This window comes from Rudaea sp. (assembly GCF_036383415.1).
Lineage (GTDB): Bacteria > Pseudomonadota > Gammaproteobacteria > Xanthomonadales > Rhodanobacteraceae > Rudaea.
In genome coordinates, this window is record NZ_DASVOK010000275.1 from 22402 (window position 1) to 47794 (window position 25393).

Here is a 25393-nt window from a genome sequence, read left to right on the forward strand (position 1 = left end):
TTATACCCGATTTTGGCTGAATACTGCGGCGCAGCATCCTCCCTGCGTCATTCGCGCCTTCGCGGGAATGACGGCCAGGAGCTATCATGCGCGCCCCAATCGGAGACCCTCATGAGCCAAGACCTGCAAGCCCACATCAAGACCTCGCGCGGCACGATCCATATCCGCCTGACGCCCGAACACACGCCGGTGACCGTGGCGAATTTCGTCAACCTGGCCCAGCACAAGTTCTACGACGGGCTGAATTTCCACCGCGTGATCCCGGACTTCATGATCCAGGGCGGCTGCCCGGAGGGTTCGGGGCGCGGCGGTCCGGGCTATCGCTTCGGCGACGAGTTCGTCGCGCACCTGAAGCACAACAAGCCGGGCGTGCTGTCGATGGCGAATGCGGGGCCGGGCACGAACGGCTCGCAGTTCTTCATCACCCATGTGGTCACGCCGTGGCTCGACGGCAAGCACACGGTGTTCGGTGAAGTGCTGAGCGCGGATGACCAGAAGGTCGTCGACAGCATCAAGCAGGGCGACCAGATCGAGTCGATCACGATCGTCGGTGACACCGCGCCGCTGTTCGCCAATGCCAAGGTCGCGCCGCTGCTCGAGCAGTGGAACAAGACGCTCGCTTCGCGCTGACGCGGGAAACAGAGCATAAAAAAGGCCGCCCGAGGGCGGCCTTTTTGTTTGCGTGAAGCGCCGGTTACATGTAGCCGAGCTGCTTGACGATGAACAGGATGATGACCGAGCCGATGATGGACATGATGAAGCCGGCGGGGTGGAACATCTGACCGTCAGCGGGCTTCTTGAACAGACTGCCGATCAGGCCGCCGAGGATCGAGCCACCGATGCCGAGGAGCACGGTCAGGATGAACCCCAGGTGCATGGCACCCGGATAGAACCAACGCGCAAGCAGGCCAACGATGAAACCGATGATGATGGACCAGATGATGTGCAGCATGCGATCTCCTTGGGACGTGTCCGGAAACAGCGGTTCTGCCGAAAAATGCCGCAGGCAGGGCAGTTCGAGTGTAGCAAATCCGCTCGTTCGCAAAAGCTTAAAAACAGCCCCGATTTGGCTATGCAGAAGCCTTCGCCGCAGCTGCGCACGCCGCTGCGCTGCAGCAAATATGCTAGACTGAGAAGCTGTTTTCATCCGCGATCGAGGAGACTGAAATGCCTTTGCTGGCTGAACGCATGAGCCGCGCTAAGCCCAGCGCCATCATGGTTGTGGCGGAGAAGGCAAAGCAGCTCAAGGCGGCGGGCAAGGACATCATCAGCTTCTCGATCGGCGTGCCGAATTTCCTGCCGGGCGAGCATGTCTACGCCGCCGCGCGCGAGGCACTCGCGCACGACAGCGGGCAATACGGCTCCAACCGCGGCAGCGAAGCGCTGCTCGATGCGTTCCTCAAGCATCTGCAAGACAGCGGCTTCAACGGCTACGAGCGCAAGAACCTCGTCGTCGGCATCGGCGCCAAGCAGGTGTTGTACAACCTGGCCGAGGCGCTGTTGAATCCGGGCGACGAAGTCGTCTTCCCGACGCCGTACTGGACGAGCTACGCCGACATCGCCGACATCGTCGGCGCGAAGACCACGCTGCTGCCGTGCCCGCCCGAGCAGAACTACAAGCTCAAGCCCGAGCAGCTGGCGAAGGCGCTGGCGAGCAAGCCCAAGGTATTCCTGTTCAACAATCCGTCGAACCCGACCGGCATGGTCTATTCGAAGGACGAGATCGCCGCGCTTGCCGATGTGCTTGCCGCGCATGCGGACACCTGGATCATCTGCGACGACATCTATAACCGTCTCGTCTTCGACGGCGTCGGCTACCACAATTTCCTGCATGTGCGGCCCGAGTTGCGCGAGCGCACGATCGTGGTCGATTCGATCTCGAAGACCTATGGCATGCCGGGCTGGCGTGTCGGCCTGATCGCCGCGCCGGAGAAGGTCGCGCAGGCGCTGGTCACGCTGAATTCGAATCACATCACGAACCTGCCCGAAGTCGTCACTGCGGCCGCGGTGGCGGCATTGTCGGGGCCGCAGGACATTCCCGCACGCAAGGCGGTCGAATTCGCCGCCAAGCGCGACCGCGTGCTCGCCGTGCTCGCTTCGATTCCCGGCGTGAAGTGTCCACGTCCGCAGGGCGCGTTCTATGTGTTCCCGGACATCTCGGTCGCGTTCGGCAGGAAGCACGGTTCGACCGTGATTGCCAACGACGTCGACCTGTGCAACGCATTGCTCGAGGCCAAGGGCGTCGCCTGCGTGCCGGGTTCGGCGTTCGGCGAGCCGCGCGCCTTGCGCATTTCCTATACCTGTTCCGACGCGCAGCTCGACGAGGGCATGAAGCGCATCAAGGAATTTTTCTCGGAACTCACCTGATCGTAGCGGCGCGATTTATCGCGCCCGGCCTTTTCTTGCGCGTGTTTGATGAGCAAGGGCCGGGTTCGACAAATCGAACCCCGACAACATCCCCCAGTCCTCTCCCGGAGAAATCGATGAAAGCTCCCGTCCGTGTAGTAGTCACCGGCGCCGCCGGCCAGATCGGTTATGCCCTGCTGTTCCGCATCGCCTCGGGCGACATGCTTGGCAAGGACCAGCCGGTCATTCTGCACCTGCTCGAAATCACGCCTGCGCTGCCGGCGTTGCAGGGCGTGGTCATGGAACTCAACGACTGTGCGTTCCCGACGCTCGCCGGCATCGTCGCCACCGACAAGCTCGACGTCGCGTTCAAGGACGTCGACTACGCGCTGCTCGTCGGCGCGCGCCCGCGCGGCCCGGGCATGGAGCGCAAGGATCTGCTCGAAGCCAATGGCGCGATCTTCGGCCCGCAGGGCAAGGCGCTCAACGACCACGCCAAGCGTACGGTCAAGGTGCTCGTCGTCGGCAATCCGGCGAACACGAATTCGCTGATCGCGCAGCAGAACGCGCCCGACCTCGATCCGGGCCAGTTCACCGCGATGGTGCGCCTCGACCACAATCGCGCGCTGTCGCAGCTCGCCGAGAAGACCGGCGCGCACACGACCGACATCAAGAAGGTCACGATCTGGGGCAACCATTCCTCGACCCAGTATCCCGACCTGCACCACGCGACCGTGCAGGGCAAGGCCGCGCTGAGCCTCGTCGACCAGACCTGGTACGAAAAAGATTTCATCCCGACCGTGCAGCAGCGCGGCGCGGCGATCATCAAGGCGCGCGGCGCGTCGTCGGCGGCGTCGGCGGCCTCGGCCGCGGTCGACCACATGCGCTCCTGGGCGCTCGGCACGGACGAAGGCGATTGGGTGTCGATGGGCATTCCGTCCGATGGCAGCTACAGCATCGCCCCTGGCGTGATCTACGGTTACCCGGTGACGGTGAAGGACGGCAAGTACGCGATCGTGCAGGGTTTGGCGATCAACGATTTCTCGCGTGCACGCATGGACGCGACCGACAAGGAACTGCGCGAGGAGCGCGCCGGCGTCGAGCACTTGTTCGCGAAGAAATGATGCATCGCGCGCGAACGCGCGCAGATGACGTACGTGACAAGGCCGCCTGCATGGCGGCCTTGTCGTTTCGCAGGCTGGTTGATACGGGTTGTGCGCGTTGCGGGAGCGGCTGGCCCGCTCGGCCGCTCAGTGGATTGCGTAGACCAAGCTCAGTTGTCCCTGCGACAGCGGTTGCGCATGGCGCAATTCCAGCGCGCGGCGTTCGCTCATCGTGAACAACGGCCTGCCATTGCCCGCGATCAGCGGATGCACGATCAGGCGCAGTTCGTCCACGAGCCCGGCATCGATCAGGCTGGAGGTAATCCGGCCACCGCCCATCAGGTAGATGTCCTTGCCGGGCTGCTGCTTGAGCGCGGCGATTTCCTCGACTCCGCGCAGGATGCGCGTCTTCGGCCACAGGGCGGACGCGAGTGTGTTCGACAACACGTAGTGCGTGGTCTTCGCGGCGAAACGCGCCCATTCGATCTCGGCCGGCGTCGCCAATCTGCCCGTCATCGGCAGGGGCTGGTCGGGGGCGTTCTGGGTCGCGGTCCAGTACTGCTCATAGCCGGGATACATGTGTCCGCCGAGCATGCAGGCGTCGATTTGCGCAGTCAGGCCGTAGTCTTCGGACCACGCGTCCACCCAGTCGGCATAGCCGTCCGCATTGCCGAACTTTCCGTCCGCCGAAATCTTCATCGCGGCAATCATCTTGCGCATTGCAATGTCCACGGCAGGGAATCAAATGGCCGAGGCATATACACCCGGCGAGTGCCGAAGCTTCAGGCAGCTTCGTCGAACGGATTCGGCTGCGCCGCGCCGGTGACGATGCGCTGGCGCAGATTGCCGTTGATGACGGCATCCCAGCCTTCCGCGCAGGCGGCGTAGCATTCGCAGCCCGGTTCGAGGCCGACGTGGGTGAAACGCAGTTCGGTCTTGCGGCCCTTGCGCACGATCTCGAACACGATATCCGTGTCTTTCCAACCGCGCTGGTCTTCTACAAAAGCGAGATGGCCGTCGGTCACGTGCCAGGCGACTTTCTTGCCGGGGACGAGTTCGGTCACCGTCTGCGTCGAGTCGTGCATGTTTTCGTAGCGATAGCGGAACGTGGCGCCGAGCTTGTCGGTGTCGCCTTCGATGTCTCCCGACCACCACGCGCGCACGTCGTTGATCGCGTCGAATACTTCTTCGGGGCTTCGATCGACCAGGAAATGGCTGTTGAAGGATTGTCTGCTCACGGGATTTCTCCTGTTGGGATACGGTCAGTGATGCATTGGTGCAAGACAGAGCATGTCGCGCCAGGCGCACAGGTCGTCGAGCAACGGCTTCTCGTCGGCGAGGATCCTGGCCTTCTCGGTTTCGCCGGCCATCTGGATCATGTAGCTGTGCTCGGCGTTGCCCTGCTTGTCGATGAACGGCCATTGCAGGCTGGCGTGGTCGGCAAGGTTGGGCCGCGCGCCGATGTCTTCGTTGCTCATGCCCGGTGCGTAGAACATCAGGTGCGGCATTGCCAGCGTGCGCACTTTCATGTCGGGCGGCCCCGGCGCGCGGAACACCGGCATGACCATGTAGGACAGCCCCGGCCGCACCGGCGCCGTGTAGGTCTTGTCGCGATAGCGCTTCTCGACTTCGGCCTTCACCGCGGTCGCGCTCGTGCCCTGCGCGCGCAGGGCGGCCACGTCTATGCTGACCTTGAAGTGGGTCTTCGAGCCGGCGTCGTCGTAGCACAGCGGAACGAAGACATCGTCACGGAACTCGGCGTCCTGCCATTGCGTGCGCTCGACCAGACAAACCAGACCGCTCGTGCCTGGCTTCGACAACACATATCCCTTTTTCGTGTCGAGCAGATAGACCGCGGCATCGGCGCGCAGGGCCGGCGGCAACGCGCTCAGCGCATACCGGGTTTCGAGCTCTGCGGGCATCGGTTCCAGTGCCGATCCGGCTGACCAGGCCGGTGTCGCGGTGAAGCCGATCACGGAGGCGAGGACGGCGGTCAACAGCAATTCGATTTTCATGATGGCGTCTCTGTTTGCCGGCGTGATGGCGCTACAGGCGCGGCTCGAGTTCTTCGAGGAACTGGGTCCAGCCGCCCTGATGTGCATTGGCGAGGATTTCATTCGGCAGGCCGTCGTGGGTCAGCGTCAATTCGGTCTTGCCGTTGCGCTCGGCGAGTTCGATCAGCACGACCGATTCCTTGCCCGTCGTCCATTCGCTGACCCAGGTGAATTCGAGCGCGCGCGGGCCATCGATGCGCAGGTAGCGGCCGTAGTGCGGATTGATTTTCTCCAGCGCGCGCATCTCGATATAGAACAGGCCGCCGATGCGCACGTCGGCGCTGAAGTATTCGCCCTTGGCGAGCCAGGCGCCGATGCTGGCCGCATCGGTCCATGCCTTGAACACTTTCTCCGGCTTGGCATCGTAGGTGCGCGTGAGGCGGACAGAGTGCGGGCCCATCACCTTGGCGTTGCGGCCCTGCATCAGCGGACTTTTCATTGCGGTGTTCATGACGGCTGCTCCTCGTCGGTTTGATTGGCAAGAAATTCTTCGAGTGCGTCGAGCTTCTCGTTCCAGAAGCGCTCGTAGCGCGACACCCATTGCACGACTTCGCGCAGCGGCGAGCCGCGCAGCTGCAGGTAGTGTTCGCGGCCGAGCCGTTCGCGCTTCACGATGCCGGAGCGCTCGAGCACCTTGATGTGCTTGGACACGGCGTTGAGTGACATCTCGAACGGCAGGGCGAGGTCGGTCACGCGCGTGCGTCCGCGCGAAAGGCGCGCGACGATGCGGCGGCGCGTGGGATCGGCGAGGGCGGCGAAGGCGAGGTCGAGTCTGGACATGGATTTATATTCAACTAAAAGGTTGAATATGTCAAGCACGAGAATGAATGATCTTTTTTGTGCCTCCCGCACAAAGAAAACCGGCCGGATTTTGTCCGGCCGGATTCGAATCAGACTCTGCGTTCAGCGCCAGTGTGGGCGCACCCAATGGTCGTGATGGTAGTAGCCGCCGATCCACACCGCGCCGACGTAGGGGCGCGCGTAGTAGTCGGTGTAGTAGGGCGTGTAGCCGTCGGGGTAGAACTCGGCGCGATAGTAGGGCCGCGTCGGATAGTAGACGCAGCCGCTGGCAACACCGGCGCCGATCAGCGTGAGAGCGATGAGGCAAAAGCGGCGGATCGTTTTCATGGCGATACCCGAAGTGGTGGACTTCACTGATAAAAACGAACCACGGCAACGCGCGTTTACGGTCGGCGGCAGTACATGCAGCAGACATTCAGCTAAAGTCGCATGGCTGGATCCCGCGAAGCCCGCTACATTGCAAACAAAGGATGGGAGGCACGCGCATGAGCTACGAATCCGAATACCGTCGTTCCGTCGAACAACCTGAGGAATTCTGGGCCGAACAGGCCAAGCTGATCCATTGGCGCAAGCCGCCGCAGAAGATCCTCGAATACACGACTCCGCCGTTTCGCAAATGGTTCGTCGGCGGCGAGACCAATGCCTGCTACAACGCGATCGATCGTCATCTCGATGCACGCGGCGATCAACTTGCACTGATCGCTGTGTCGACTGAAACCGGCATCACGCGCGAGATCACTTATCGCGAACTGTATCGCGAGGTGAACACGTTCACCGCGGTGCTCGCTTCGCTGGGCGTGAAGAAGGGCGAGCGCGTCGTCATCTACATGCCGAACATCGCCGAGGCGGTGTTCGCCGTGCTCGCCTGCGCGCGGCTCGGTGCGATCCATTCGGTCGTGTTCGGCGGCTTCGCCTCGCACAATCTCGCCGTGCGCATAGACGATGCCGAGCCCAAGCTGTTGATCATGGCCGATGCTGGCATGCGTGGCGGCAAGGCGATTCCCTACAAGCCGCTCGTCGACGCAGCACTGGCACAGGCGAAGAGTCCGCCGCCGCATGTGCTGATCGTATCGCGCGGCATCGACAAGGACATGGCGCGCGTCCCCGGCCGCGACCTCGACTACGCCGAGCTGCGCAAGCAGCACGAAGGCGCCGAAGTGCCGGTAACCTGGTGCGAGGCGAACGAGCCGAGCTACATCCTCTACACCTCGGGCACGACCGGCAAACCCAAGGGCGTGCAGCGCGATGTCGGCGGCCATCTCGTCGCGCTCGCGCTGTCGATGCGTGCGATCTTCGACGTCGGCCCAGGGCAAACGATGTTCTCCACGTCCGATGTCGGCTGGGCAGTCGGTCACAGCTACAACATCTACGGCCCGCTGATCGCCGGTGCAACGTCGCTGCTTTACGAAGGCCTGCCGATCAGCCCCGACGCGGGCATCTGGTGGCAGCTGTGCGAGAAGTATCGCGTGCGCACCATGTTCTCCTCACCGACTGCGATCCGCGTGCTGAAGAAGCATGATGCGGCACTCCTGAAGAAGTACGACCTGTCATCGTTGAAGTATCTGTTTCTCGCCGGCGAGCCGCTCGATGAACCGACGGCGAAATGGATATCCGAAGGTCTCGGCAAGCCGATCATCGACAACTACTGGCAGACCGAAACCGGTTGGCCCGCGCTGTGCCTGCATCCGGGACTTGACCTGAAGTCGATCAAGTTCGGCTCGCCGGGTCTGCCGAACTTCGGCTACCGCTACCGCGTGATCAACGAGACCACGGGCCTGGACTGCGCGCCGAACGAAAAGGGGGTTCTCGTCGCCGTGCCGCCACTGCCGCCGGGCTGCATGACGACGATCTGGCACGACGACGCGCGCTTCGTGCAGAGCTATTTTTCGCACTTCAAGGAGCTGCTGTACTCCTCGCTCGACTGGGCGATCCGCGACGAGGACGGCTACACCTATATCCTCGGCCGCACCGATGATGTGATCAACGTCGCCGGGCACCGCCTCGGCACTCGCGAAATCGAGGAGTCGGTGTCGAGCTACGCGAGCGTCGCCGAGGCCGCAGTCATCGGCGTCAAGGATGAGTTGAAAGGGCAGGTGCCGATCGTGTTCGCGACGCTGAAATCGGCCGCCGCCGATGCGGCGAACAAACAGGAAGCGGCGAGCGGCATGCAACAGCGCGTCGTCGACATGCTCGGCGGCGTGGCCAAGCCTGCGCGCGTCTACATCGTCAACGCATTGCCGAAGACACGCTCGGGCAAGCTGCTGCGCCGCTCGCTGCAGGCACTGGCCGAGGACCGCGATCCGGGCGATCTGTCGACGCTCGACGATCCGAACTCGCTGGAGGAAGTGCGCAATGCGCTGCGGCGCGGGCCGGATGTGGGCAACTGAGGTCTGCCGAAGCGCCGACGGGGTCTGAGCTCGATTGCCCAGGTCCTGGACCATCGGGTATCTATCAGGTACAGCCCGGCATGCCGATCACGCCGGTCAGCATGGTGAGATTTTCGGATACGTGACCGTCGGTTCCGGTTAGTGTTGCCGTCGCGGTGGTGCAACTGGTGAACGTGATGGTGAGTTGACCCCAAGTGACGGGAACGCGCAGCGGGGCCTGGAACGTGCCCGAGTTCGAATAGCTCATGTTCAGCGTGATTGGGCTGCCAAGCGTGATCGTCTTCGGGCCGAAATCGGAAATTAGCCACAGAGGGCCGCCGCTCGCGTTGACGCCATAGTAGGTGACGATAAGGCCGACGGCGGAAGAGGGCAGGATGTTGAAGCCGGTTCCGGTGAACGTATGGTCGTACCAGAGTCCGGCGAACGAACCCGTGGCGATCGAGCCGGCGTAGTCGGTGAGGATAGATGAATAGTAGGCGGTGAAATCGCCATTGATCTGGGTGCTGCCGGTGCCTCCACCCCAAAAGCCAATGATGGCGGCGCCCGCGGCGCTGTTCGGGTTGCTGCTGGCAGACCAGTAATACGTTGCAGTGCCTGGCGTCACGCAGTTGACCAGATACCACGACGAGTTGGTGTTCACCGTACCGGTACCTTGATGGTGGGTGAAACTGGGCGAGCTGAAAAAATCGCAGCTGACATTGCCCTGCGCGTCGACCACGATCGTTACCGTGCCATAGTCGCCGCCCGTATAGATGCCGGTGTACGTGCCTTCTCCGATCGGGCCGGCGTGCACGCCGCGACCAGCCAGCGCGATCAAGGCAATAAACATCCATGCAAGAAAGCGGAAATCGGCGAAGAGATGCTTCTTCTTCATGTCGGCTGCTCCATTTGAGATTCAATAGTCAGCGATTTCCCCCGCGACGGTATTCTGCCTACTGTCCGAGCTTAATTCATCCCCGTCAGGCTCGATTTCGGGATTAGTAATGCCGGCGCCGATGCTTGGCACGTGTCGGGTCCGCGGGACGCAGTCAGTGCTCGAGGGGGTTGATGCTAAAATGCCCGCCCAGCATGGAGATCCGCATGAGTATTTCGTCTGCCGGAAAGCGCTTCCGCGCCGCGCTCGCCGCCGAATCGCCGTTGCAGGTCATTGGCGCGATCAACGCCAACCATGCGCTGCTGGCGAAGCGTGCAGGCTATCGAGCGATCTATCTGTCCGGCGGTGGCGTCGCGGCGGGTTCGCTCGGCCTGCCCGACCTCGGCATCAACACGCTCGATGACGTGCTCACCGACGTGCGCCGCATCACCGACGTCTGTGACCTGCCGCTGCTCGTCGACATCGACACGGGCTTCGGTCCGTCCGCGTTCAACATCGAGCGCACGGTGAAGTCGCTGATCAAGTTCGGCGCGGCCGCCTGTCACATCGAGGACCAGGTCGGCGCCAAGCGCTGCGGCCATCGCCCGGGCAAGGAGATCGTCAGCCGCCAGGAAATGGCCGATCGAGTCAAGGCTGCGACCGATGCGAAGACGGATCCGGAGTTCTTCCTGATCGCACGCACCGATGCGATCCAGATAGAAGGCGTCGATGCCGCGATCGAACGCGCGCTCGCCTGCGTCGAGGCCGGCGCCGACGGCATCTTTGCCGAGGCCGCCTACGACCTGCCGACCTACAGGAAATTCGTCGACGCGGTGAAAGTGCCGGTGCTCGCCAACATCACCGAGTTCGGCAAGACGCCGCTGTTCACGGTGGACGAGTTGCGCACAACCGGTGTCGGTATCGTGCTCTATCCGCTGAGCGCGTTCCGCGCAATGAACAAGGCGGCGGAAAACGTCTACAACGCGATCCGCCGCGACGGCCACCAGAAGAACGTGCTCGAGACGATGCAGACGCGCGAGGAGCTGTACGAGCGCATCGGTTACCACGACTACGAGAACAAGCTCGACAACCTGTTTGCTGCTTCGCCGAAGAACGGATGAGCGAACTTCCCCCCCAGACCGTGGACGAACGGCGTGAGGCGCGCGATTGGAGTGGTGTCGCCGCGGTCGTCGCCGCGTTGATCGGCTTCATGGCTTTGCTCGTGTCCGGCTATACCGCGCTTATCCAGCATCAGCAGGTGAGTGCGCAGGTGTGGCCTTATCTGCTTATCGGCTACGCCGACCCCGATCGCTCGATTGTCGTCCTGAACAAAGGCGTCGGCCCGGCGCAGGTGCGCGCCGTGCAGGTGCTGGTCGACGACAAGCCGCAGCAGAGCTGGAGCGACGTGGTGAAGGCGCTCGGCCTCGACAACGACAATCTTGGCAAGTCGACGATCAGCGGCAATGTGCTGTCGGCGGGGGAGAAAGTTGCGATGGTCCAGATGCTCGATGATGCAAGCTACGAGCGCTTCCGCCTGGCCGCGCAGAAGCGCCTGAAGATCAGCATCTGTTATTGCTCGACGCTTGGCGAATGCTGGATTCGCGATCGCAAGGTGCGTGACCAGAACACCACACAGGTAGACGCCTGCCCGGCGTGGCCGGCGGATCAGCAATTCAAAGATTGATGCGGCCGCGGCCCGACGCCGCTGCGCGCAGGCAGCAATCGCAACAAGGAGACAGAAGTGAGCGACAACGCCCCAGCTACCCCCTTCAAGCCGAAGAAATCCGTCGCCCTGAGCGGCACGCTCGCGGGCAACACCGCGCTGTGCACGGTCGGCCGCAGCGGCAACGACCTGCACTACCGCGGCTACGACATCCTCGATGTGGCCGAGACCTGCGAGTTCGAGGAAATCGCGCATCTTCTCGTGCACGGCAAGCTGCCGACGGTGGCGGAACTCGCCACCTACAAGGCCAAGCTCAAGGCGCTGCGTGGCATTCCTGCATCCGTGAAAGCCACGCTCGAACAACTGCCGCCCTCGGCGCATCCGATGGACGTGATGCGCACGGCCGTCTCCGCACTCGGCTGCGTCTCGCCCGAAAAGGATGACCACAATCACCCCGGCGCGCGCGACATCGCCGACAAGCTGATGGCTTCGCTTGGTTCGATGCTGCTGTACTGGTACCAATACAGTCACAACGGCAAGCGCATCGACGTGGAAACCGACGACGACTCGATCGGCGGGCACTTCCTCCACCTGCTGCATGGCAAGGCGCCGAGCGAGGAATGGGTGCGCGCGATGCACACCTCGCTGATCCTCTACGCCGAGCACGAGTTCAACGCCTCGACGTTCACCGCGCGGGTGATCGCCGGTACCGGCAGCGACATGTATTCGTGCATCGCCGGCGCGATCGGCGCGCTGCGCGGTCCCAAGCACGGCGGCGCGAACGAAGTCGCATTCGAGATCCAGAAGCGCTACAACACGCCGGACGAGGCGGAAGCCGACATCCGCAAGCGCGTGGAGAACAAGGAAGTCGTCATCGGTTTCGGCCATCCGGTCTATACGGTCAGCGACCCGCGCAACAAGGTGATCAAGGAGGTCGCGCGCGACCTGTCCAAAGAGGCCGAGAACACGAAGATGTTCGACATCGCCGAGCGCCTGGAATCGACGATGTGGGAGATCAAGAAGATGTTCCCGAATCTCGACTGGTTCAGCGCGGTGAGCTACCACATGATGGGCGTGCCGACGGCGATGTTCACGCCGCTGTTCGTGATCTCGCGCACCTCGGGCTGGAGCGCGCATGTGATCGAGCAGCGCATCGACGGCAAGATCATCCGCCCGAGCGCGAACTATGTGGGTCCGGAAGACCTCAAGTTCGTACCGCTGACAAAGCGCACATAAAATATTGCCTGGGCTGCGACGTTCCGTTTCCGACGTTCGTCAATGCGGATGCAGAGGGCATTCTTGGGAGTCGAGGGAGACGTGGATGAAGATTCGTTCGCACCCCAGCTTTCTGCACCTTCTGATCATGCTGTTTGTAGCGAGCGTGCAAAGCGCGCATGTCGCGGCGGCCGGCGGCACAGGGCCCGGCATCTACAAGGGCTCGTACTCGAGCGACGCTCCAGGCGGTGACTACGGAGCGGTCACGATCATCGTCGATGGTCAGGGCAACACCGCCTGCAATTTTCACAGTACTCCGACCAACGACGAACGGATCACCGTGGGCGGGATGGTGAATTCGAGCTCGTCGCATTTTGCTTTGACCTGCGCGAATGCAGGGATCAGTTTCGGCGGCGGCTGGATGGCGACGACGGACTCCGCCAGCATCGCTGGCCAGTCGCTGTCAGGAACCTGGAAAAGTGTCTTTGGCCCCTCGCCGCCGATTACCGGCACATTCACCGCAACATTCGTTTCAGGCTTGAGCCCCATCGATCCTGCCGCGATCACGGGCCTTTGGTACCAGCCGGGAATGCACGACGGCGGTTTCAATTTTCTTTTCGCCGACCAAGGGCTGTACGTCACTTACATGGGCGTGACCTTCTGGGCGGTCTCGTTCGACGGCAAACCGGTAGGAGTGCCGTTGGGCAGTCCCTATTGGCTTATTTCCGATGTGGGTCCGCAGACAGTTCTTCCCGGCACGGCGTTCAGCGTCAACGTGTTCGCTCCGCCGAATCCGCCGACGACCCAGGTCGGTCCTGCTCAGGCCGAGCCTCAGGGTTCACTCAAGATTGTCTTTTTCGATTGCAAGTTGGCCACGGCAACGCTGACCGGCTCCACGTTCGTTCCGAGCAATCTCAGCTGGAATCTTCACAAGCTGGTGGGTGCCGCCAACGGCCCGGGCTGCTGAGGAGGTCGATTCGATCAGCCTGCGGAGCGGACCGGCGCGATGTCCTCGAAGCGCACGTTGCCGATCGCGTACGATTTCCAGTCGCGATAATCGAAGTGCCACCATTCGTATTCGTAGACGCTGAAACCTTCGGCTTCCATGTAATGACGCAGCAGATCGCGTTTCGTGCGTGAGGTGTCGCTGCCGCCCGCGTAGCCCGGGTAGGCGCGCTCGCTCATCTCGTCGTACAGGCTCGGCATCTCCACGGCCTTGCCGGTTCTCAAGTCATACAGCGTAAGGTCGACGGCGCAGCCGCGGTTGTGGCGCGAGCCCTTGGCCGGATCGGCCACGAACTGGTGTTTGTCGGCCGGCGTCGCGTCCCAGAAGATTTTCGTCACGTACCACGGCCGGTACGCGTCGTGGATCATCAGCCCGTAGCCTTCCTTCGCGAGCGCGCGATTCACGCGCACGACTGCCTCTGCCGCGGGGCGTTGCAAAAATGCGCGCGCCTGACTGTACAACGGCGTGCCGAGGAAGTTGCGCGTCGTCGCGTAGCGGATGTCGAGCTTGATCGTCGGATCGAGGGTGACGAGTTCGACGAGATCAGTCTTGCGGAATTCGCCCGGCTCGGTCGGCGGCGTTGCCGCCAGCGCGCTCGGCAGCAGTTCCGCCACCGGCCGCACGGGATCGATATGGAAAAATGCCAGAGCATCTGGCGTAGCTGCAAGCTGCGGGCTTGCAGACTGGCATGCCGCGAGTATGAGTGCGATGAACGACGTGGATATCGGGCGAAGCATCGGATCGATCCTGCCGCAGGGTTGCGCGCAGTGTACACGCAACGAACTTTTCAGCGTCGCAGGACTCGCGTAGATTGCGTCGGGTATGCAATGGAGGCGAACGGCATGAAAGTGAATTTCTTTGGCGCGGCAGGTACGGTCACCGGCTCGATGCACCTCGTTGACGCGGCGGGCAAACGCATCCTGCTCGACTGCGGCATGATCCAGGGCAGCGACGCGGAGGAGGCGCGCAACACCGAGGCGTTTCCGTTCGACGTCAACGCGATCGACGCAGTCGTTGTCAGTCATGCGCATATCGACCATACCGGGCGGTTGCCGCTGCTCGCAGCGCGCGGCTATCAGGGGCCGATCTATGCGCAGGAAGCCACCTGCGATCTGATCCCTGTGATGCTGATGGATTCGGCTTCGCTGCAGGAGAGCGATGCGGCGCGCCAGAGTCGCAAGCGTGTGGCAGGCACGCCCGAAGTCGTGCCGCTGTACACGCGCGATGACGTGCAGAAGATGTTGCCGCAGTTGCGTCCTCTGCCGTACCACCAACGCACCACGCTGTTTCCCGACATCGAAGTGGACCTGCGCGACGCGGGCCATATCCTCGGCTCATCCATCATCGAACTGTTCGCCGACGGCCGCACGCTCGTGTTTTCGGGCGATCTCGGCCCCAAGGGCACGCCTATCCTGCGCGATCCGGAAACGCCGCCTGCGGCCGATCTCGTGCTGATGGAATCGACCTACGGCAACCGCAACCACAAGGATCGTGCCGAGACCGTGCGTGAACTCGGTGGCATCCTCGACGACGCGTGGAAGAATCAAGGCAACGTCTTGATACCGGCCTTCGCCGTCGGCCGCACGCAGGAACTCCTGTACTGGTTCGCGCGCTTCTGGGACGAATGGAATCTGTCACGTTGGAAAATTTTCATCGACAGTCCGATGGCAGCGAAGGTTATCCAGATCTACGACCGCCACCACGAGTTGTTCGACGACGACGCGCTCGAGGTGTGGAAGGGCACGCCCAACCCGTTCCGCTTGCCGAACCTGCACACGACCGACTCGATCCAGGATTCGATGGCGATCAACCAGATCCGTAGCGGCGCGATCATTATCGCAGGCAACGGCATGGCCAGCGGCGGACGCATCGTGCACCACCTGCGCCACAACATCGGCCGACGCGAGGCGCATATCGTGTTCGTCGGCTACCAGGCAGACGGCACGCTCGGTCGACGCCTCGTCAACGGCGCGAAAACGGTGCGCATGTTCGGTGAGGAATATCAGGTCAACGCGCAGTGTCACACGATCGGTGGCTTGTCTGCGCACACCGATCAGAACGGCCTGCTCGAATGGTACGGCGGCATCGCCGGGCATCCATCAGTCGCGCTCGTGCATGGCGAGGACGACGCGCGTGAAGCGCTCGCGACTGAATTGCACGAACGCTTCGGCGTGACGGCGGAGCTCGCGCGGCCAGGTGCGGTACGCGAGGTGTAGACCGCGCGACGGATCATGCATCGGCGCGATTCTTGCTCTGTCCACTTTCGATCCCGACGCGGGATTGTGCGCCGATTGAACCGGTGGCGGGCGAAGTGGAATGGACCTGTTGTCACCGTGGCGATCGCGCCGCGATGACAATCAGGGGGCAATCAAGTGGAGATTGCCATGCATGGTTCAAAATCCCCCAATCGCCTGGTCGTTGCGTTTTTCGCGGCGGGAGCGGCGATCACCGGTATCTCGTCGCCCGCGCTGGCAAAGGACGGCGGCGATTATCAACAGCACGTACTCGTCTCCGACGGTTCGATCGCGGCCGACCATACCGATCCCAACCTCGTCAACGCCTGGGGCGTTGCCTTCAATCCGTTCGGTGTCGTCTGGGTCGCGAACAATCACAGCGGCACGTCGACCTTGTACGACGGCATGGGCAATCCGCAGTCGCTCGTCGTTGCAATCCCGAGCCCGACCAACGCAACCGGCGGCAGTCCCACCGGCATCGTCTACAACGGATCGAGTGGCTTCACCGTCAGCAACGGCACGGTGACGGGCGCGAGCCGCTTCCTCTTCGCCACCGAGGATGGCGTGATCGCCGGTTGGGCGCCGAACGTGGACACGACGCATGCGCTGCGCGCGGTCGACAGCTCGGCCGGCGGCGCGATCTACAAGGGCCTCGCGCTCAGTGCGGGCGGCAGCGGGCAGTTGCTCTACGCCACCGATTTCCACAACGGCAAGGTCGACGTTTTCGACAGCAAGTTCGCCCCGGTCAGCCTGCCTGCGGGCGCGTTCGTCGATGCGAAAATTCCATCCGGCTTCGCGCCGTTCGGCATCCAGGCAATCAATGGCGACATATTCGTCACTTACGCGATGCAGGATGCCGATCGGCACGACGACGTCCATGGCCGCGGCCTCGGTTACGTGGACGTCTATGATCCGAACGGCAAGCTGTTGCATCGCGTTGCTTCGCGCGGCCAGCTCAACGCGCCGTGGGGCATGGCGCTCGCACCGGCCGGCTTCGGCCGCTTCAGCAGCAGCCTGCTCGTCGGCAATTTCGGTGATGGCCGCATCAACGCCTATGACCTCAAGTCCGGCACGCCGCTCGGCACTCTGCGCGATGCGCAGCACGTGCCGTTGCAGATCGACGGACTCTGGGGCATCGCATTCGGCAACGGATTTGCCAGCCAGCCGGTCGACACGCTGTTTTTCGCCGCCGGACCGGGCGACGAGGCGCACGGTGCCTACGGACGCATCGATGTCGTGGCGAGTAGCGCGACTAGCAGCGACGACGATTCGAGCGACGAGTGAGGACAGTGCTTGTGGCTGAGCCCGCCTGATTCAGAGTTCGGCGGCCAGCAGGGTTCCCTGCGCGATCGCGCGCTTGGCATCGAGTTCGGCGGCGACATCCGCGCCGCCGATCAGGTGCACGGTAATGCCGGCCGCGGCGAGGCCGGCATGCAGGTCGCGGCGCGGCTCCTGACCGGCGCAGACGACGACATTGTCCACTTGTATACATTGCGCCACGCCGTCGATGCTGACGTGCAGGCCGGCGTCGTCGATGCGCTCGTAGTTCACGCCGCCGAGCATCTTCACGTTCTTCATCTTCAGCGCCGCGCGATGCACCCAGCCGGTCGTCTTGTTGAGGCGCTTGCCCGGCGTGCCCGGCGTGCGCTGGAGCAGCCAGACGGCGCGTTCGGCGGCTTCGGGTTCGGGCTTCGCCAGGCCGCCGCGGTGCGTGTAGGCGATGTCGACGCCCCATTCCTGCGACCAGCGCGCGACGTCCGTGGTCGGCGAAGGCGCGGCTTGAGTGAGGAACTCGGCGACATCGAAGCCGATGCCGCCCGCGCCGACGATGGCGATACGCTGGCCTACGGGCTTGCGCTGGCGCAGCACGTCGATGTAGCTCAGCACCATCGGATGGTCGGCACCGGTGATGTCGAGCGCGCGCGGCACGATGCCGGTGGCGAGGATCACCGCATCGAATCCGCGCAGCGATTCCACCGTTGCCGTCGTGCCGAGGCGCAGTTCGACGCCCGTGTCCTCGATGCGATGGCCGAAGTAGCGCAGCGTCTCGGAGAACTCTTCCTTGCCCGGGATGCGTTTGGCGAGGTTGAACTGGCCGCCGATCTCGCTCGCGGCATCGATCAGAGTCGCCGCGTGGCCACGCTCGGCCAGCGTCGTCGCGCAGGCTAGGCCGGCCGGCCCTGCACCGATCACGGCGATCTTCTTTGGCGCCGTCGTTTTCGCGATGACGAGTTCGGTCTCGGCGCAAGCGCGCGGATTGAGCAGGCACGAGGCGCGCTTTTCCGCGAAGATGTGGTCGAGGCAGGCCTGGTTGCAGGCGATGCAGGTGTTGATGCGCGAGCTGCGCCCGGCGCGCGCCTTGTTCACCCAGTCCGGATCGGCGAGCAACGGGCGCGCCATCGACACCATGTCGGCGCCGCCCTCCGCGAGGATCTGCTCGGCGAGCTCGGGCATGTTGATGCGGTTGGTCGTGATCAGCGGAATCGAAACTTCGGGCTTCAGCTTCTTCGTCACCCAGGCGAACGACGCGCGCGGGACGCTGGTGACGATCGTCGGCACGCGCGCCTCGTGCCAGCCGATGCCGGTGTTGATGAGCGTCGCGCCGGCGGCTTCGATCTTTTTCGCAAGCTGCACGATCTCGGCCCAACTCTGCGCGTCGTCGACGAGATCGAGCATCGACAGGCGATAGACGATGATGAATTCGCGTCCGACCGCGGCGCGCGTGCGGCGCACGATCTCGGCGGCAAACCGCTGGCGCTTCTCGGCGCTGCCGCCCCAGTCGTCCGTGCGCGTGTTCGTGCGCGCGGCGAGGAACTGGTTGATCAGATAACCCTCGCTGCCCATGATCTCGACGCCGTCGTAGCCGGCGTCCTGGGCGAGGCGAGCACAATTGGCGAAGTCGTTGATCGTTCGCTCGACGCCGCGTGCCGACAGCGCGCGAGGCGTGAACGGCGTGATCGGCGACTTGATCCTCGACGGCGCGACCGACAGCGGCTGATAGCCGTAGCGGCCGGCGTGCAGGATCTGCAGGCAGATCTTGGCGCCTTCACCGTGCGCCGCGGCCGTGACCTTGCGATGGCGTGCTACGTGCCACGGCAGCGACAGCCGCCCGCCGAACGGCGTCAGCCAGCCTTCGATGTTCGGTGCGATGCCACCGGTAACCATCAGGCCGACACCACCGCGCGCGCGCTCGGCGAAATAGGCCGCGAGCTTGTCGAAGTCGCGCGCATGGTCCTCAAGACCCGTGTGCATCGAACCCATGAGCACGCGGTTCGGCAGCGTCGTGAAGCCGAGGTCGAGTGGGGCGAGCAGGTGCGGGTAGTGCGGATTCGGTGTGGCAGCGGCGATCATCGAGAATCGAACGGTCGTTTGAATTCCGCTACGATGCCCTGAATTGCGCTGCGGCACAAGCTTTGCGCGTCGCACCCGGGCAAGCAAATCCTGTCCGCGGACGCCGCGCTGGCGCGACCAGGCAAGCCCCTTTTGCCGGGACTTGCCTGGACTGATGCATGGGTTTACAGGTCGATCTTCGAGACCTTCGTGCCGTCGACGGACAGGTCGCCCATCAAGCCGGCATTGGTCAGGACGATGACCTCGACCGGTGCGGTGGCTGTGGTCGTATCGACCGAGCCGTTTGCTCCGACCTTGACGATCGCCACTGAAGCGTCGGCGCCGGCCGACCAGCCGGACGATCTGCGGAAGCCGTCCAGGGCATCCTTGGTCATGAACAGGAATACGACCGCCTTGGATTGCGCGCCGGCCTGCAGACCGACCGACAGTGACGTGGTGTTGTAATAGCCGGTGGTCTTGCCGCCGATGTGGAGCGCGCCGTTGCCGTGTTCGCCGCCGACGACCAGGCCCGCCTGGATCACCTTCGGGAATACGAGCACGCCGGCGGCCTTGGCCATCAGTTCACGCGAGCCGGGGACGACCGAATGCGCACGCGACAGCGTGGCGTCGACGTCGGCATCGAGCGACATGCGTTTGGAGGCATTGGTGGCGGCGGAGTTGGGCTTGTCCGGCGTGGTCGTGCAGCCGGTCAGTCCGAAGCTGGAGGCGGCGATCGCCGCACCGAGCATGACTGCGAGTTTGCGCATCTGCATGATCCTTCTCCTTCGAATGATGGTGAAGTGAATCGGCATCGATACATGATTCGCCGGTTTTTTTATATCACAATGACCTGAACGGACAGCGAGCTTGCAAGCCCGCTGCGTCGATCCCATGTAAGAAGAACCTCTTTGGTCTTTGATCTGCTTTGAAATTTTCGCCATGAATCCAGTGGCGGATCGTTAAAGGAAAATTCATGTCTGTACTTGTTCTCGCCGAACAGCGCCTGCTCGCACCGGGTGGTCTCGCCGCCGCCGACCTCGATCGGGTGTTTGCTCAGCTCGTCGGGCCGTCGATCGACGCGGCCGACCTGTATTTCCAGCATTCGCGCAGCGAGTCATGGATGCTCGAGGACGGCATCGTCAAGGAAGGCAACCATTCGATCGAGCAGGGCGTCGGCGTGCGCGCGATGAGCGGCGAGAAGACCGGCTTCGCCTATTCGGACGAGATCGTGCTGCCGGAACTGCTGACCGCGGCGAAGAGCGCGCGCGCGATCGCGCAATCGGGCAACGATCGCGCCGCGCATGCGCTCACCGCGCGCAATGCGCAGTCGCTGTACCCGGCGATCGATCCGGTTGAGAGCATCGCCAACGAGGAGAAGATCGCGCTGCTGCGCGAAGTGGACAAGTTCACGCGCGCGCTCGATCCGCGCGTGACGCAGGTGATCGTGAGCCTGTCGGCAACGCTGGACACCGTGCTTGTCGCGGCAATGGACGGCACGCTCGCCGCCGACGTGCGCCCGCTCGTGCGCATGAATGTCAACGTGATCGCAGAACAGAATGGTCGGCGCGAATCGGCCAGTTCCGGCGGCGGCGGCCGTCACGGCTATCGCGAACTGCTCGCGAACGGCCGCGCGCATGAGTTCGCGCGCGAAGCGGTACGGCAGGCGCTGGTCAATCTCGAATCGGTGCCGGCGCCCGCGGGCAGCATGACCGTCGTGCTCGGTCCCGGCTGGCCTGGCGTGCTGCTGCACGAGGCGATCGGCCACGGCTTCGAGGGCGATTTCATCCGCAAGGGCACGAGCGCGTTCGCGGGGCGCTACGGCGATCGTATCGCGGCGAAAGGCGTCACCGTCGTCGACGACGGCACGCTCGCGAATCGGCGCGGCTCGCTCAGCGTCGACGACGAAGGCACGCCGACCGAGCGCACCGTGCTGGTCGAAGACGGCATCCTCAAGGGTTACATGCAGGACAAGTTCAATGCGCAGCTGATGGGCCAGCGTTCGACCGGCAACGGCCGGCGCGAATCATTCGCGCACCTGCCGATGCCACGCATGCGCAACACCTACATGCTTGCGGGCCAGCACGATCCGGGCGAGATCATCGCCTCGGTCGAGCGCGGTTTGTACGCCGTCAACTTCGGCGGTGGCCAGGTCGACATCACCAATGGCAAGTTCACCTTCTCGGCGAGCGAGGCCTACCTGATCGAGAACGGCAGGGTGACGCGGCCGGTCAAGGGCGCGACGCTGATCGGCTCGGGGCCCGAGGTGCTCACGCGCGTGTCGATGATCGGCAACGACCTGAAACTCGACGAAGGTGTCGGCGTCTGCGGCAAGGAAGGGCAGAGCGTGCCGGTCGGCGTCGGCCAGCCGACGCTGCGCATCGACGCGATGACAGTGGGCGGCACCGCGGCGTGAGGCACGCCTGCGTGCGTTCCGGTATTTTCGCTCTTGCGTTGCTGTTCTTCGTGAATGCAACTCACGCGGCAGATGATGCAAAAAGCATTGCGTCGATGAGTTGCAATGTGCTCGCATCGCGTGTCGACGCCACCCAGGGCAACGCCCCGGTTTTTCTGCGCAGTTACGACCATGAGCGCGGTACGGGTGAGTCGGACGAGCCGGCGCTGCGCACGGCAGCGTTCACCTACGACAACGCGCTGGCGGTGATCGCGCTGCTCGCCTGTGACAAGCGCGAACAAGCTGCGCGTATCGGCGAGGCATTGCGTGTGGCCGCGATGGGCGACGCACACCTGCGCAACACTTATCGCGCCGGCGCGGTCGAAGGCAAGCCGTTGCCGAACGGCTGGTGGGACCGGAAAGCAAGCCGCTGGGTCGAAGATGCGTATCAGGATGGCACGGCGACCGGCAATGTCGCGTGGGCCGCGCTGGCCCTGCTCGCCATGCATGATGCCACCGGCGAGGTCTGCTGGCGCGATGCGGCGGTGAAGCTGGCGAACTGGATCGTCGCGAGCGCCGCGGACACGCGTGGTGGCGGAGGTTTTGGCGACGGCATCGAAGGCTTCGATGCGACGCCGGGAAAAATTTCGTGGAAATCGACCGAACACAACATCGATCTCGTCGCGCTGTTCGCCTGGCTCGATCGCCTCGATGCGAAAGGCGAGTGGAAGCGACACGAGCGGCAGGCACGCGGCTTCGTCGATACGCAGTGGGACGCGGCGAGCGCGCATTTCTGGATCGGCACGCTGCTGGACGGCGTGACGCCGAACCGAACTACCTCCGGACTCGACGTACAACTCTGGGCGCAATTGCTGCCGAATGCGGACAAGCGATGGCAACAGGCGCTGGCCTGGGTCGAGCGCAAGCATGGCGTGGCCGGCGGCTTCGATTTCAACGACGACCGCGATGGACTGTGGACCGAAGGCACGGCGCAGGCGGCGCTCGTGTATCGCAGGCTTGGCCGTGGGGACGAAGCCGCGAAGCTGTTCGCAACGATCGCGCAACAGGCTTCGACGGGCGGATTCCTCTACGCCACGCGCGAGCCGCGCATCACGACCGGCCTCGCCGTCGGCGGCGACAGCACTTCGGCGGACTTCTACTACTATCGCCGTCCGCATCTCGCTGCGACGGCTTGGGCGGCGTTGGCCGCCCTTGATCGCAACCCGTTCGAACCGGCGCCGGAGAAGGCGGCAAAACAACGCTGATTTCCGGTATGGTAGGGCGCGATGAGTTCCGAAGACGCCGCCATCCTCGAATCGAGCGCGCCGACTGACGAACGCACGGCGCTGGCCGCGGCTGCGGCCGTCGATATCCGCAACGGCTTTGCCGACTACAACGACCGCTTCCGCGCGGTCACGCGCCGCGCCAAGCAGCGTTTCGAGGCGCGCGACTTCATCTCGGCGCAGATGGACAACGTCGAGCGCATGGATCTCTACGACATCTGCGTGCGCGCGACCACGTCGCAGCTGGAACGCCTGTTGCGCGAGCGCGTGCGCGATCACGTTCTGTGGATCGACATCCGCAACAGCTTCGCCGAGCTGATCGCGCCGCTGCTCGACCAGGAACTCAACAAGACTTTCTACAACACGCTGACACGGCGTTTCTTCGGCACCTCGGGTGTCGATGCGCAGATCGAATTCGTTGCGCTTGACATCGAACCGACCGACCGTATCACCCACCCGGTTGAACGCCACAGCTATGCGGTGTGGGGGCAACTGCCGCGCGTCTGCCAGCGCATGCTCGAGGACTATGCGTTCTACGTGCCCTACGCGCACCAGAGCCTGTGCGCACTGCGCATCGCCGAAACGCTGACCGAGCGGCTGCTGGAATGGGGCGCCACGGACGCGGCGAACGCCAATCCGATCCGCGCGATCGAATTGCTCGACACGGTGTTCTACCGTGAGCGCCGCGCCTATCTCGTCGGGCGCATCTTCGGCGCCGAGCGCATTGCACCGCTCGTCATCGCGCTGGTCAACGAGGACGCGGGTCTGCGCGTCGATGCGGTGCTGACTGAACGCGCGCACGTCGCCCAGGTGTTCGGCTACACGCGCAGCTATTTTCAGGCCGATCTGCCGACCGTGGGCGACGCGGTCGTGTTCCTGCGCACGCTGCTGCCGTTCAAGCCGATCGACGAGCTGTACACCGCGCTCGGCCGCGCCAAGCAGGGCAAGACCGAGCGCTATCGCCACTTCTTCCGCCACCTCGCCGCGCACCGTGACGAACAGTTCGTGCACGCCGACGGCGAGCGCGGCATGGTCATGGCCGTGTTCACGCTGCCTTCGTATCCACTCGTGTTCAAGCTGATCCGCGACAAGTTCGCGTTCCCGAAGGAGAGCGTGCGCGCAGAGGTGATGCAGAAGTACACGCTCGTGTTCCGCCACGACCGTTGCGGGCGTCTCGTCGATGCGCAGGAATTCCGCTTCCTGCGCTTTCCGCGCAACCAGTTCGCTTTGGATTTGCTCGACGAGCTGCTGACCAGCTGCAGTGAAACCGTGAAGATCGACGGCGACGATCTCGTCGTCGCGCACTGCTACGTCGAGCGCCGCGTCCGCCCGCTCAACCTCTACGTGCGCGAGGCCGAGCCCGACGCCGGAATCCGCGCCGTGGTCGATTACGGCCAGGCGATCCGCGATCTCGCTTCGAGCAACATCTTCCCGGGCGACCTGCTGTTCAAGAACTTCGGTGTCACCGGCACCGGCCGCGCGATCTTCTACGACTACGACGAGCTGTGCTTGGTCAGCGAGTGCCGCTTCCGCGAATTGCCCGAGGACGACGACCGTGGCGAGTCGTTCTACGTCGGCCCGTTCGACGTCTTTCCCGAACAGTTCCCACGCTTCCTCGGCATGGATGCGGCGCAGCGCGCGGCCCTGCTCGAAGCGCACGGCGACATCTTCAGTGTGCGCTGGTGGCGCGAGCTGCAGGAGCGCCTCGCCCGCGGCCTTGTCGCTGACCTGCCGCCATATCCGAGGCAAGTTCGAATCGGGGTGGAATCTTTTTCGCAAAACGCCGGTCTGTAGGGCCGGTCATCACCACAAGAGGGAGCAGTTTCATGCGCAATATCGCAACATTGACCCTGGCGCTCGCGGCCGCGTTGGCCGCAAATTCCGCGTTCGCCGATCAGCCGAAGGCACCGGTCACGCCGGGCGCACTCGCGCAGGCAACGTCGATCGACACCGTTCTGGCCGGCGACTGGCGCTCGGACAAGAACAAGGCGCGCGACAAATACCGCCACCCGAAGGAGACGCTCGCGTTCTTCGGCGTCGCGCCCAACCAGAGCGTGATTGAACTGTATCCCGGCGGCGGCTGGTATACCGAAATTCTCGCGCCGTACCTCAAGGAGCACGGCCACTACGTCGCCGCCATCATCAAGCCGGACAAGCCGGGCGGCGAGGAAGCGCTCAACAAAACCGGGATCAAGGCCAAGCTGGCGGCGGACCCGGCGCGTTATTCCGCGGCTCAGGTCGTCGAGTTCGTGCCGAAGACGGCGGTGCTCGGCCCGCCCGGGAGCGCGGATGTCGTGTTGACGTTCCGCAACGTCCACAACATGACCGACGACGGAGTCGCCGAACCGATTTTCAAGGCGATGTTCGCGGTGCTCAAGCCGGGCGGCACGCTGGGCGTCGTCGACCATCGCGCCAAGGCGGGTACGACACTCGAACAGGACAAGGAATCGGGCTATCTTCCGGTCGACGCCGTGGTCAAGCTCGCCACCGACGCGGGCTTCAAGCTCGAGGCACAGAGTGAGATCAACGCCAATCCTAAGGACACGAAGGACTACCCGAAGGGCGTGTGGACCTTGCCGCCGGTGCTCACACTCAAGGACGTCGATCGCGAAAAATACATCGCGATCGGCGAGTCCGACCGGATGACGCTGAAGTTCGTCAAGCCGAAGAAGTAGTTCGATCGAAGCGCTTCGTGCGGTATCCCGAAAATTGGGGATACCGCACGC

Annotated in this window: 25 protein-coding genes; 14 read left to right on the forward strand and 11 right to left on the reverse strand. The window is 63.7% G+C overall.

Annotated features, from left to right (window positions below):
- The first annotated feature begins 111 nt into the window (after positions 1–111).
- A complete protein-coding gene (locus tag VF497_RS10290) occupies positions 112–630 on the forward strand; it encodes a peptidylprolyl isomerase (protein ID WP_330888330.1) in 519 nt (172 codons plus the stop codon).
- 64 nt (positions 631–694) lie between these two features.
- Here VF497_RS10290 and VF497_RS10295 read toward each other — a convergent pair whose 3' ends face one another.
- Positions 695–952, reverse strand: coding sequence for a GlsB/YeaQ/YmgE family stress response membrane protein (locus VF497_RS10295; RefSeq protein ID WP_330888332.1), 258 nt, complete (start codon positions 950–952; stop codon positions 695–697).
- Between the two features lie 215 nt (positions 953–1167).
- On the opposite strand from VF497_RS10295, the gene VF497_RS10300 reads away from it, so the two are divergent.
- Both VF497_RS10300 and VF497_RS10305 read left to right on the forward strand, forming a co-directional pair.
- Positions 1168–2367 (forward strand): pyridoxal phosphate-dependent aminotransferase, encoded by a 1200-nt coding sequence (locus VF497_RS10300; protein WP_330888334.1) that lies wholly within the window; start codon positions 1168–1170, stop codon positions 2365–2367.
- A gap of 116 nt (positions 2368–2483) precedes the next feature.
- On the forward strand, positions 2484–3470 hold the full coding sequence (locus VF497_RS10305; protein WP_330888336.1) for a malate dehydrogenase: 987 nt from the start codon (positions 2484–2486) through the stop codon (positions 3468–3470).
- Between the two features lie 126 nt (positions 3471–3596).
- Here the strand turns inward: VF497_RS10305 and VF497_RS10310 are convergent, their stop codons facing one another.
- The 6 genes from VF497_RS10310 to VF497_RS10335 all read right to left on the reverse strand — a co-directional run bounded on the left by VF497_RS10310 (position 3597) and on the right by VF497_RS10335 (position 6631).
- The gene (locus tag VF497_RS10310) at positions 3597–4169 is read right to left on the reverse strand and encodes a dihydrofolate reductase family protein (RefSeq protein ID WP_330888338.1); all 573 of its coding nucleotides are present in this window, start codon (positions 4167–4169) and stop codon (positions 3597–3599) included.
- A 62-nt stretch (positions 4170–4231) separates the two neighbouring features.
- A complete protein-coding gene (locus VF497_RS10315) occupies positions 4232–4687 on the reverse strand; it encodes an SRPBCC domain-containing protein (RefSeq protein ID WP_330888339.1) in 456 nt (151 codons plus the stop codon).
- A gap of 24 nt (positions 4688–4711) precedes the next feature.
- Positions 4712–5464, reverse strand: a complete 753-nt coding sequence (locus VF497_RS10320) for a hypothetical protein (protein ID WP_330888342.1) — start codon at positions 5462–5464, stop codon at positions 4712–4714.
- A 31-nt stretch (positions 5465–5495) separates the two neighbouring features.
- On the reverse strand, positions 5496–5954 hold the full coding sequence (locus VF497_RS10325; RefSeq protein WP_330888344.1) for an SRPBCC domain-containing protein: 459 nt from the start codon (positions 5952–5954) through the stop codon (positions 5496–5498).
- The gene (locus tag VF497_RS10330; protein WP_330888346.1) at positions 5951–6283 is read right to left on the reverse strand and encodes a metalloregulator ArsR/SmtB family transcription factor; all 333 of its coding nucleotides are present in this window, start codon (positions 6281–6283) and stop codon (positions 5951–5953) included. Before VF497_RS10330 ends, VF497_RS10325 begins: the two co-directional genes overlap by 4 nt.
- Before the next feature lie 123 nt (positions 6284–6406).
- Complete coding sequence (locus tag VF497_RS10335; protein WP_330888348.1) at positions 6407–6631, reverse strand: hypothetical protein; 225 nt, start codon at positions 6629–6631, stop codon at positions 6407–6409.
- Between the two features lie 143 nt (positions 6632–6774).
- Between VF497_RS10335 and prpE the strand changes: the two genes are divergently transcribed.
- Positions 6775–8691, forward strand: a complete 1917-nt coding sequence (prpE, locus tag VF497_RS10340; RefSeq protein WP_330888350.1) for a propionate--CoA ligase — start codon at positions 6775–6777, stop codon at positions 8689–8691.
- A 64-nt stretch (positions 8692–8755) separates the two neighbouring features.
- On the opposite strand, the gene VF497_RS10345 is transcribed toward prpE, so the two are convergent.
- Positions 8756–9565 carry a hypothetical protein gene (locus VF497_RS10345; protein ID WP_330888352.1) on the reverse strand — a complete coding sequence of 270 codons (810 nt, stop codon included), beginning with the start codon at positions 9563–9565 and terminating at the stop codon, positions 8756–8758.
- Between the two features lie 206 nt (positions 9566–9771).
- On the opposite strand from VF497_RS10345, the gene prpB reads away from it, so the two are divergent.
- The 4 genes from prpB to VF497_RS10365 all read left to right on the forward strand — a co-directional run bounded on the left by prpB (position 9772) and on the right by VF497_RS10365 (position 13389).
- Positions 9772–10665 (forward strand): methylisocitrate lyase, encoded by an 894-nt coding sequence (prpB, locus tag VF497_RS10350; RefSeq protein ID WP_330888354.1) that lies wholly within the window; start codon positions 9772–9774, stop codon positions 10663–10665.
- Complete coding sequence (locus VF497_RS10355) at positions 10662–11228, forward strand: hypothetical protein (RefSeq protein ID WP_330888356.1); 567 nt, start codon at positions 10662–10664, stop codon at positions 11226–11228. Before prpB ends, VF497_RS10355 begins: the two co-directional genes overlap by 4 nt.
- 57 nt (positions 11229–11285) lie before the next feature.
- Complete coding sequence (gene prpC / locus VF497_RS10360) at positions 11286–12443, forward strand: bifunctional 2-methylcitrate synthase/citrate synthase (RefSeq protein ID WP_330888358.1); 1158 nt, start codon at positions 11286–11288, stop codon at positions 12441–12443.
- Between the two features lie 85 nt (positions 12444–12528).
- Positions 12529–13389, forward strand: coding sequence for a hypothetical protein (locus VF497_RS10365; RefSeq protein WP_330888360.1), 861 nt, complete (start codon positions 12529–12531; stop codon positions 13387–13389).
- 14 nt (positions 13390–13403) lie between these two features.
- On the opposite strand, the gene VF497_RS10370 is transcribed toward VF497_RS10365, so the two are convergent.
- Positions 13404–14051 (reverse strand): M15 family metallopeptidase, encoded by a 648-nt coding sequence (locus VF497_RS10370; RefSeq protein ID WP_330888362.1) that lies wholly within the window; start codon positions 14049–14051, stop codon positions 13404–13406.
- Between the two features lie 219 nt (positions 14052–14270).
- On the opposite strand from VF497_RS10370, the gene VF497_RS10375 reads away from it, so the two are divergent.
- Both VF497_RS10375 and VF497_RS10380 read left to right on the forward strand, forming a co-directional pair.
- Positions 14271–15644, forward strand: coding sequence for an MBL fold metallo-hydrolase (locus tag VF497_RS10375; protein WP_330888363.1), 1374 nt, complete (start codon positions 14271–14273; stop codon positions 15642–15644).
- A gap of 168 nt (positions 15645–15812) precedes the next feature.
- A complete protein-coding gene (locus tag VF497_RS10380; RefSeq protein ID WP_330888365.1) occupies positions 15813–16946 on the forward strand; it encodes a TIGR03118 family protein in 1134 nt (377 codons plus the stop codon).
- A 30-nt stretch (positions 16947–16976) separates the two neighbouring features.
- Here VF497_RS10380 and VF497_RS10385 read toward each other — a convergent pair whose 3' ends face one another.
- Positions 16977–19013 carry an NADPH-dependent 2,4-dienoyl-CoA reductase gene (locus VF497_RS10385; protein ID WP_330888367.1) on the reverse strand — a complete coding sequence of 679 codons (2037 nt, stop codon included), beginning with the start codon at positions 19011–19013 and terminating at the stop codon, positions 16977–16979.
- Between the two features lie 164 nt (positions 19014–19177).
- On the reverse strand, positions 19178–19765 hold the full coding sequence (locus VF497_RS10390) for a BPSL1445 family SYLF domain-containing lipoprotein (RefSeq protein ID WP_330888369.1): 588 nt from the start codon (positions 19763–19765) through the stop codon (positions 19178–19180).
- A gap of 200 nt (positions 19766–19965) precedes the next feature.
- Between VF497_RS10390 and tldD the strand changes: the two genes are divergently transcribed.
- The 4 genes from tldD (at position 19966) to VF497_RS10410 (ending at position 25342) form a co-directional block, all read left to right on the forward strand.
- On the forward strand, positions 19966–21405 hold the full coding sequence (tldD, locus tag VF497_RS10395; RefSeq protein ID WP_330888371.1) for a metalloprotease TldD: 1440 nt from the start codon (positions 19966–19968) through the stop codon (positions 21403–21405).
- A gap of 107 nt (positions 21406–21512) precedes the next feature.
- Positions 21513–22649: a hypothetical protein gene (locus VF497_RS10400; RefSeq protein WP_330888373.1), complete on the forward strand. Its 1137-nt coding sequence runs from the start codon at positions 21513–21515 to the stop codon at positions 22647–22649.
- A gap of 21 nt (positions 22650–22670) precedes the next feature.
- Positions 22671–24461, forward strand: a complete 1791-nt coding sequence (gene aceK, locus VF497_RS10405; RefSeq protein WP_330888375.1) for a bifunctional isocitrate dehydrogenase kinase/phosphatase — start codon at positions 22671–22673, stop codon at positions 24459–24461.
- A 32-nt stretch (positions 24462–24493) separates the two neighbouring features.
- Positions 24494–25342: a methyltransferase gene (locus tag VF497_RS10410; RefSeq protein WP_330888377.1), complete on the forward strand. Its 849-nt coding sequence runs from the start codon at positions 24494–24496 to the stop codon at positions 25340–25342.
- Positions 25343–25393 lie beyond the last annotated feature (51 nt).

What these genes read in the sequence shown, in the direction of transcription:
- VF497_RS10290 (WP_330888330.1), top strand. Translation starts at nt 112, where the DNA reads ATGAGCCAAGACCTGCAAGCCCACATCAAGACCTCGCGCGGCACGATC.
- VF497_RS10295 (WP_330888332.1), bottom strand. Translation starts at nt 952, where the DNA reads ATGCTGCACATCATCTGGTCCATCATCATCGGTTTCATCGTTGGCCTG.
- VF497_RS10300 (WP_330888334.1), top strand. Translation starts at nt 1,168, where the DNA reads ATGCCTTTGCTGGCTGAACGCATGAGCCGCGCTAAGCCCAGCGCCATC.
- VF497_RS10305 (WP_330888336.1), top strand. Translation starts at nt 2,484, where the DNA reads ATGAAAGCTCCCGTCCGTGTAGTAGTCACCGGCGCCGCCGGCCAGATC.
- VF497_RS10310 (WP_330888338.1), bottom strand. Translation starts at nt 4,169, where the DNA reads ATGCGCAAGATGATTGCCGCGATGAAGATTTCGGCGGACGGAAAGTTC.
- VF497_RS10320 (WP_330888342.1), bottom strand. Translation starts at nt 5,464, where the DNA reads ATGAAAATCGAATTGCTGTTGACCGCCGTCCTCGCCTCCGTGATCGGC.
- VF497_RS10325 (WP_330888344.1), bottom strand. Translation starts at nt 5,954, where the DNA reads ATGAACACCGCAATGAAAAGTCCGCTGATGCAGGGCCGCAACGCCAAG.
- VF497_RS10330 (WP_330888346.1), bottom strand. Translation starts at nt 6,283, where the DNA reads ATGTCCAGACTCGACCTCGCCTTCGCCGCCCTCGCCGATCCCACGCGC.
- VF497_RS10335 (WP_330888348.1), bottom strand. Translation starts at nt 6,631, where the DNA reads ATGAAAACGATCCGCCGCTTTTGCCTCATCGCTCTCACGCTGATCGGC.
- prpE (WP_330888350.1), top strand. Translation starts at nt 6,775, where the DNA reads ATGGGAGGCACGCGCATGAGCTACGAATCCGAATACCGTCGTTCCGTC.
- VF497_RS10345 (WP_330888352.1), bottom strand. Translation starts at nt 9,565, where the DNA reads ATGAAGAAGAAGCATCTCTTCGCCGATTTCCGCTTTCTTGCATGGATG.
- prpB (WP_330888354.1), top strand. Translation starts at nt 9,772, where the DNA reads ATGAGTATTTCGTCTGCCGGAAAGCGCTTCCGCGCCGCGCTCGCCGCC.
- VF497_RS10355 (WP_330888356.1), top strand. Translation starts at nt 10,662, where the DNA reads ATGAGCGAACTTCCCCCCCAGACCGTGGACGAACGGCGTGAGGCGCGC.
- VF497_RS10365 (WP_330888360.1), top strand. Translation starts at nt 12,529, where the DNA reads ATGAAGATTCGTTCGCACCCCAGCTTTCTGCACCTTCTGATCATGCTG.
- VF497_RS10375 (WP_330888363.1), top strand. Translation starts at nt 14,271, where the DNA reads ATGAAAGTGAATTTCTTTGGCGCGGCAGGTACGGTCACCGGCTCGATG.
- VF497_RS10380 (WP_330888365.1), top strand. Translation starts at nt 15,813, where the DNA reads ATGCATGGTTCAAAATCCCCCAATCGCCTGGTCGTTGCGTTTTTCGCG.
- VF497_RS10385 (WP_330888367.1), bottom strand. Translation starts at nt 19,013, where the DNA reads ATGATCGCCGCTGCCACACCGAATCCGCACTACCCGCACCTGCTCGCC.
- VF497_RS10390 (WP_330888369.1), bottom strand. Translation starts at nt 19,765, where the DNA reads ATGCAGATGCGCAAACTCGCAGTCATGCTCGGTGCGGCGATCGCCGCC.
- tldD (WP_330888371.1), top strand. Translation starts at nt 19,966, where the DNA reads ATGTCTGTACTTGTTCTCGCCGAACAGCGCCTGCTCGCACCGGGTGGT.
- aceK (WP_330888375.1), top strand. Translation starts at nt 22,671, where the DNA reads ATGAGTTCCGAAGACGCCGCCATCCTCGAATCGAGCGCGCCGACTGAC.
- VF497_RS10410 (WP_330888377.1), top strand. Translation starts at nt 24,494, where the DNA reads ATGCGCAATATCGCAACATTGACCCTGGCGCTCGCGGCCGCGTTGGCC.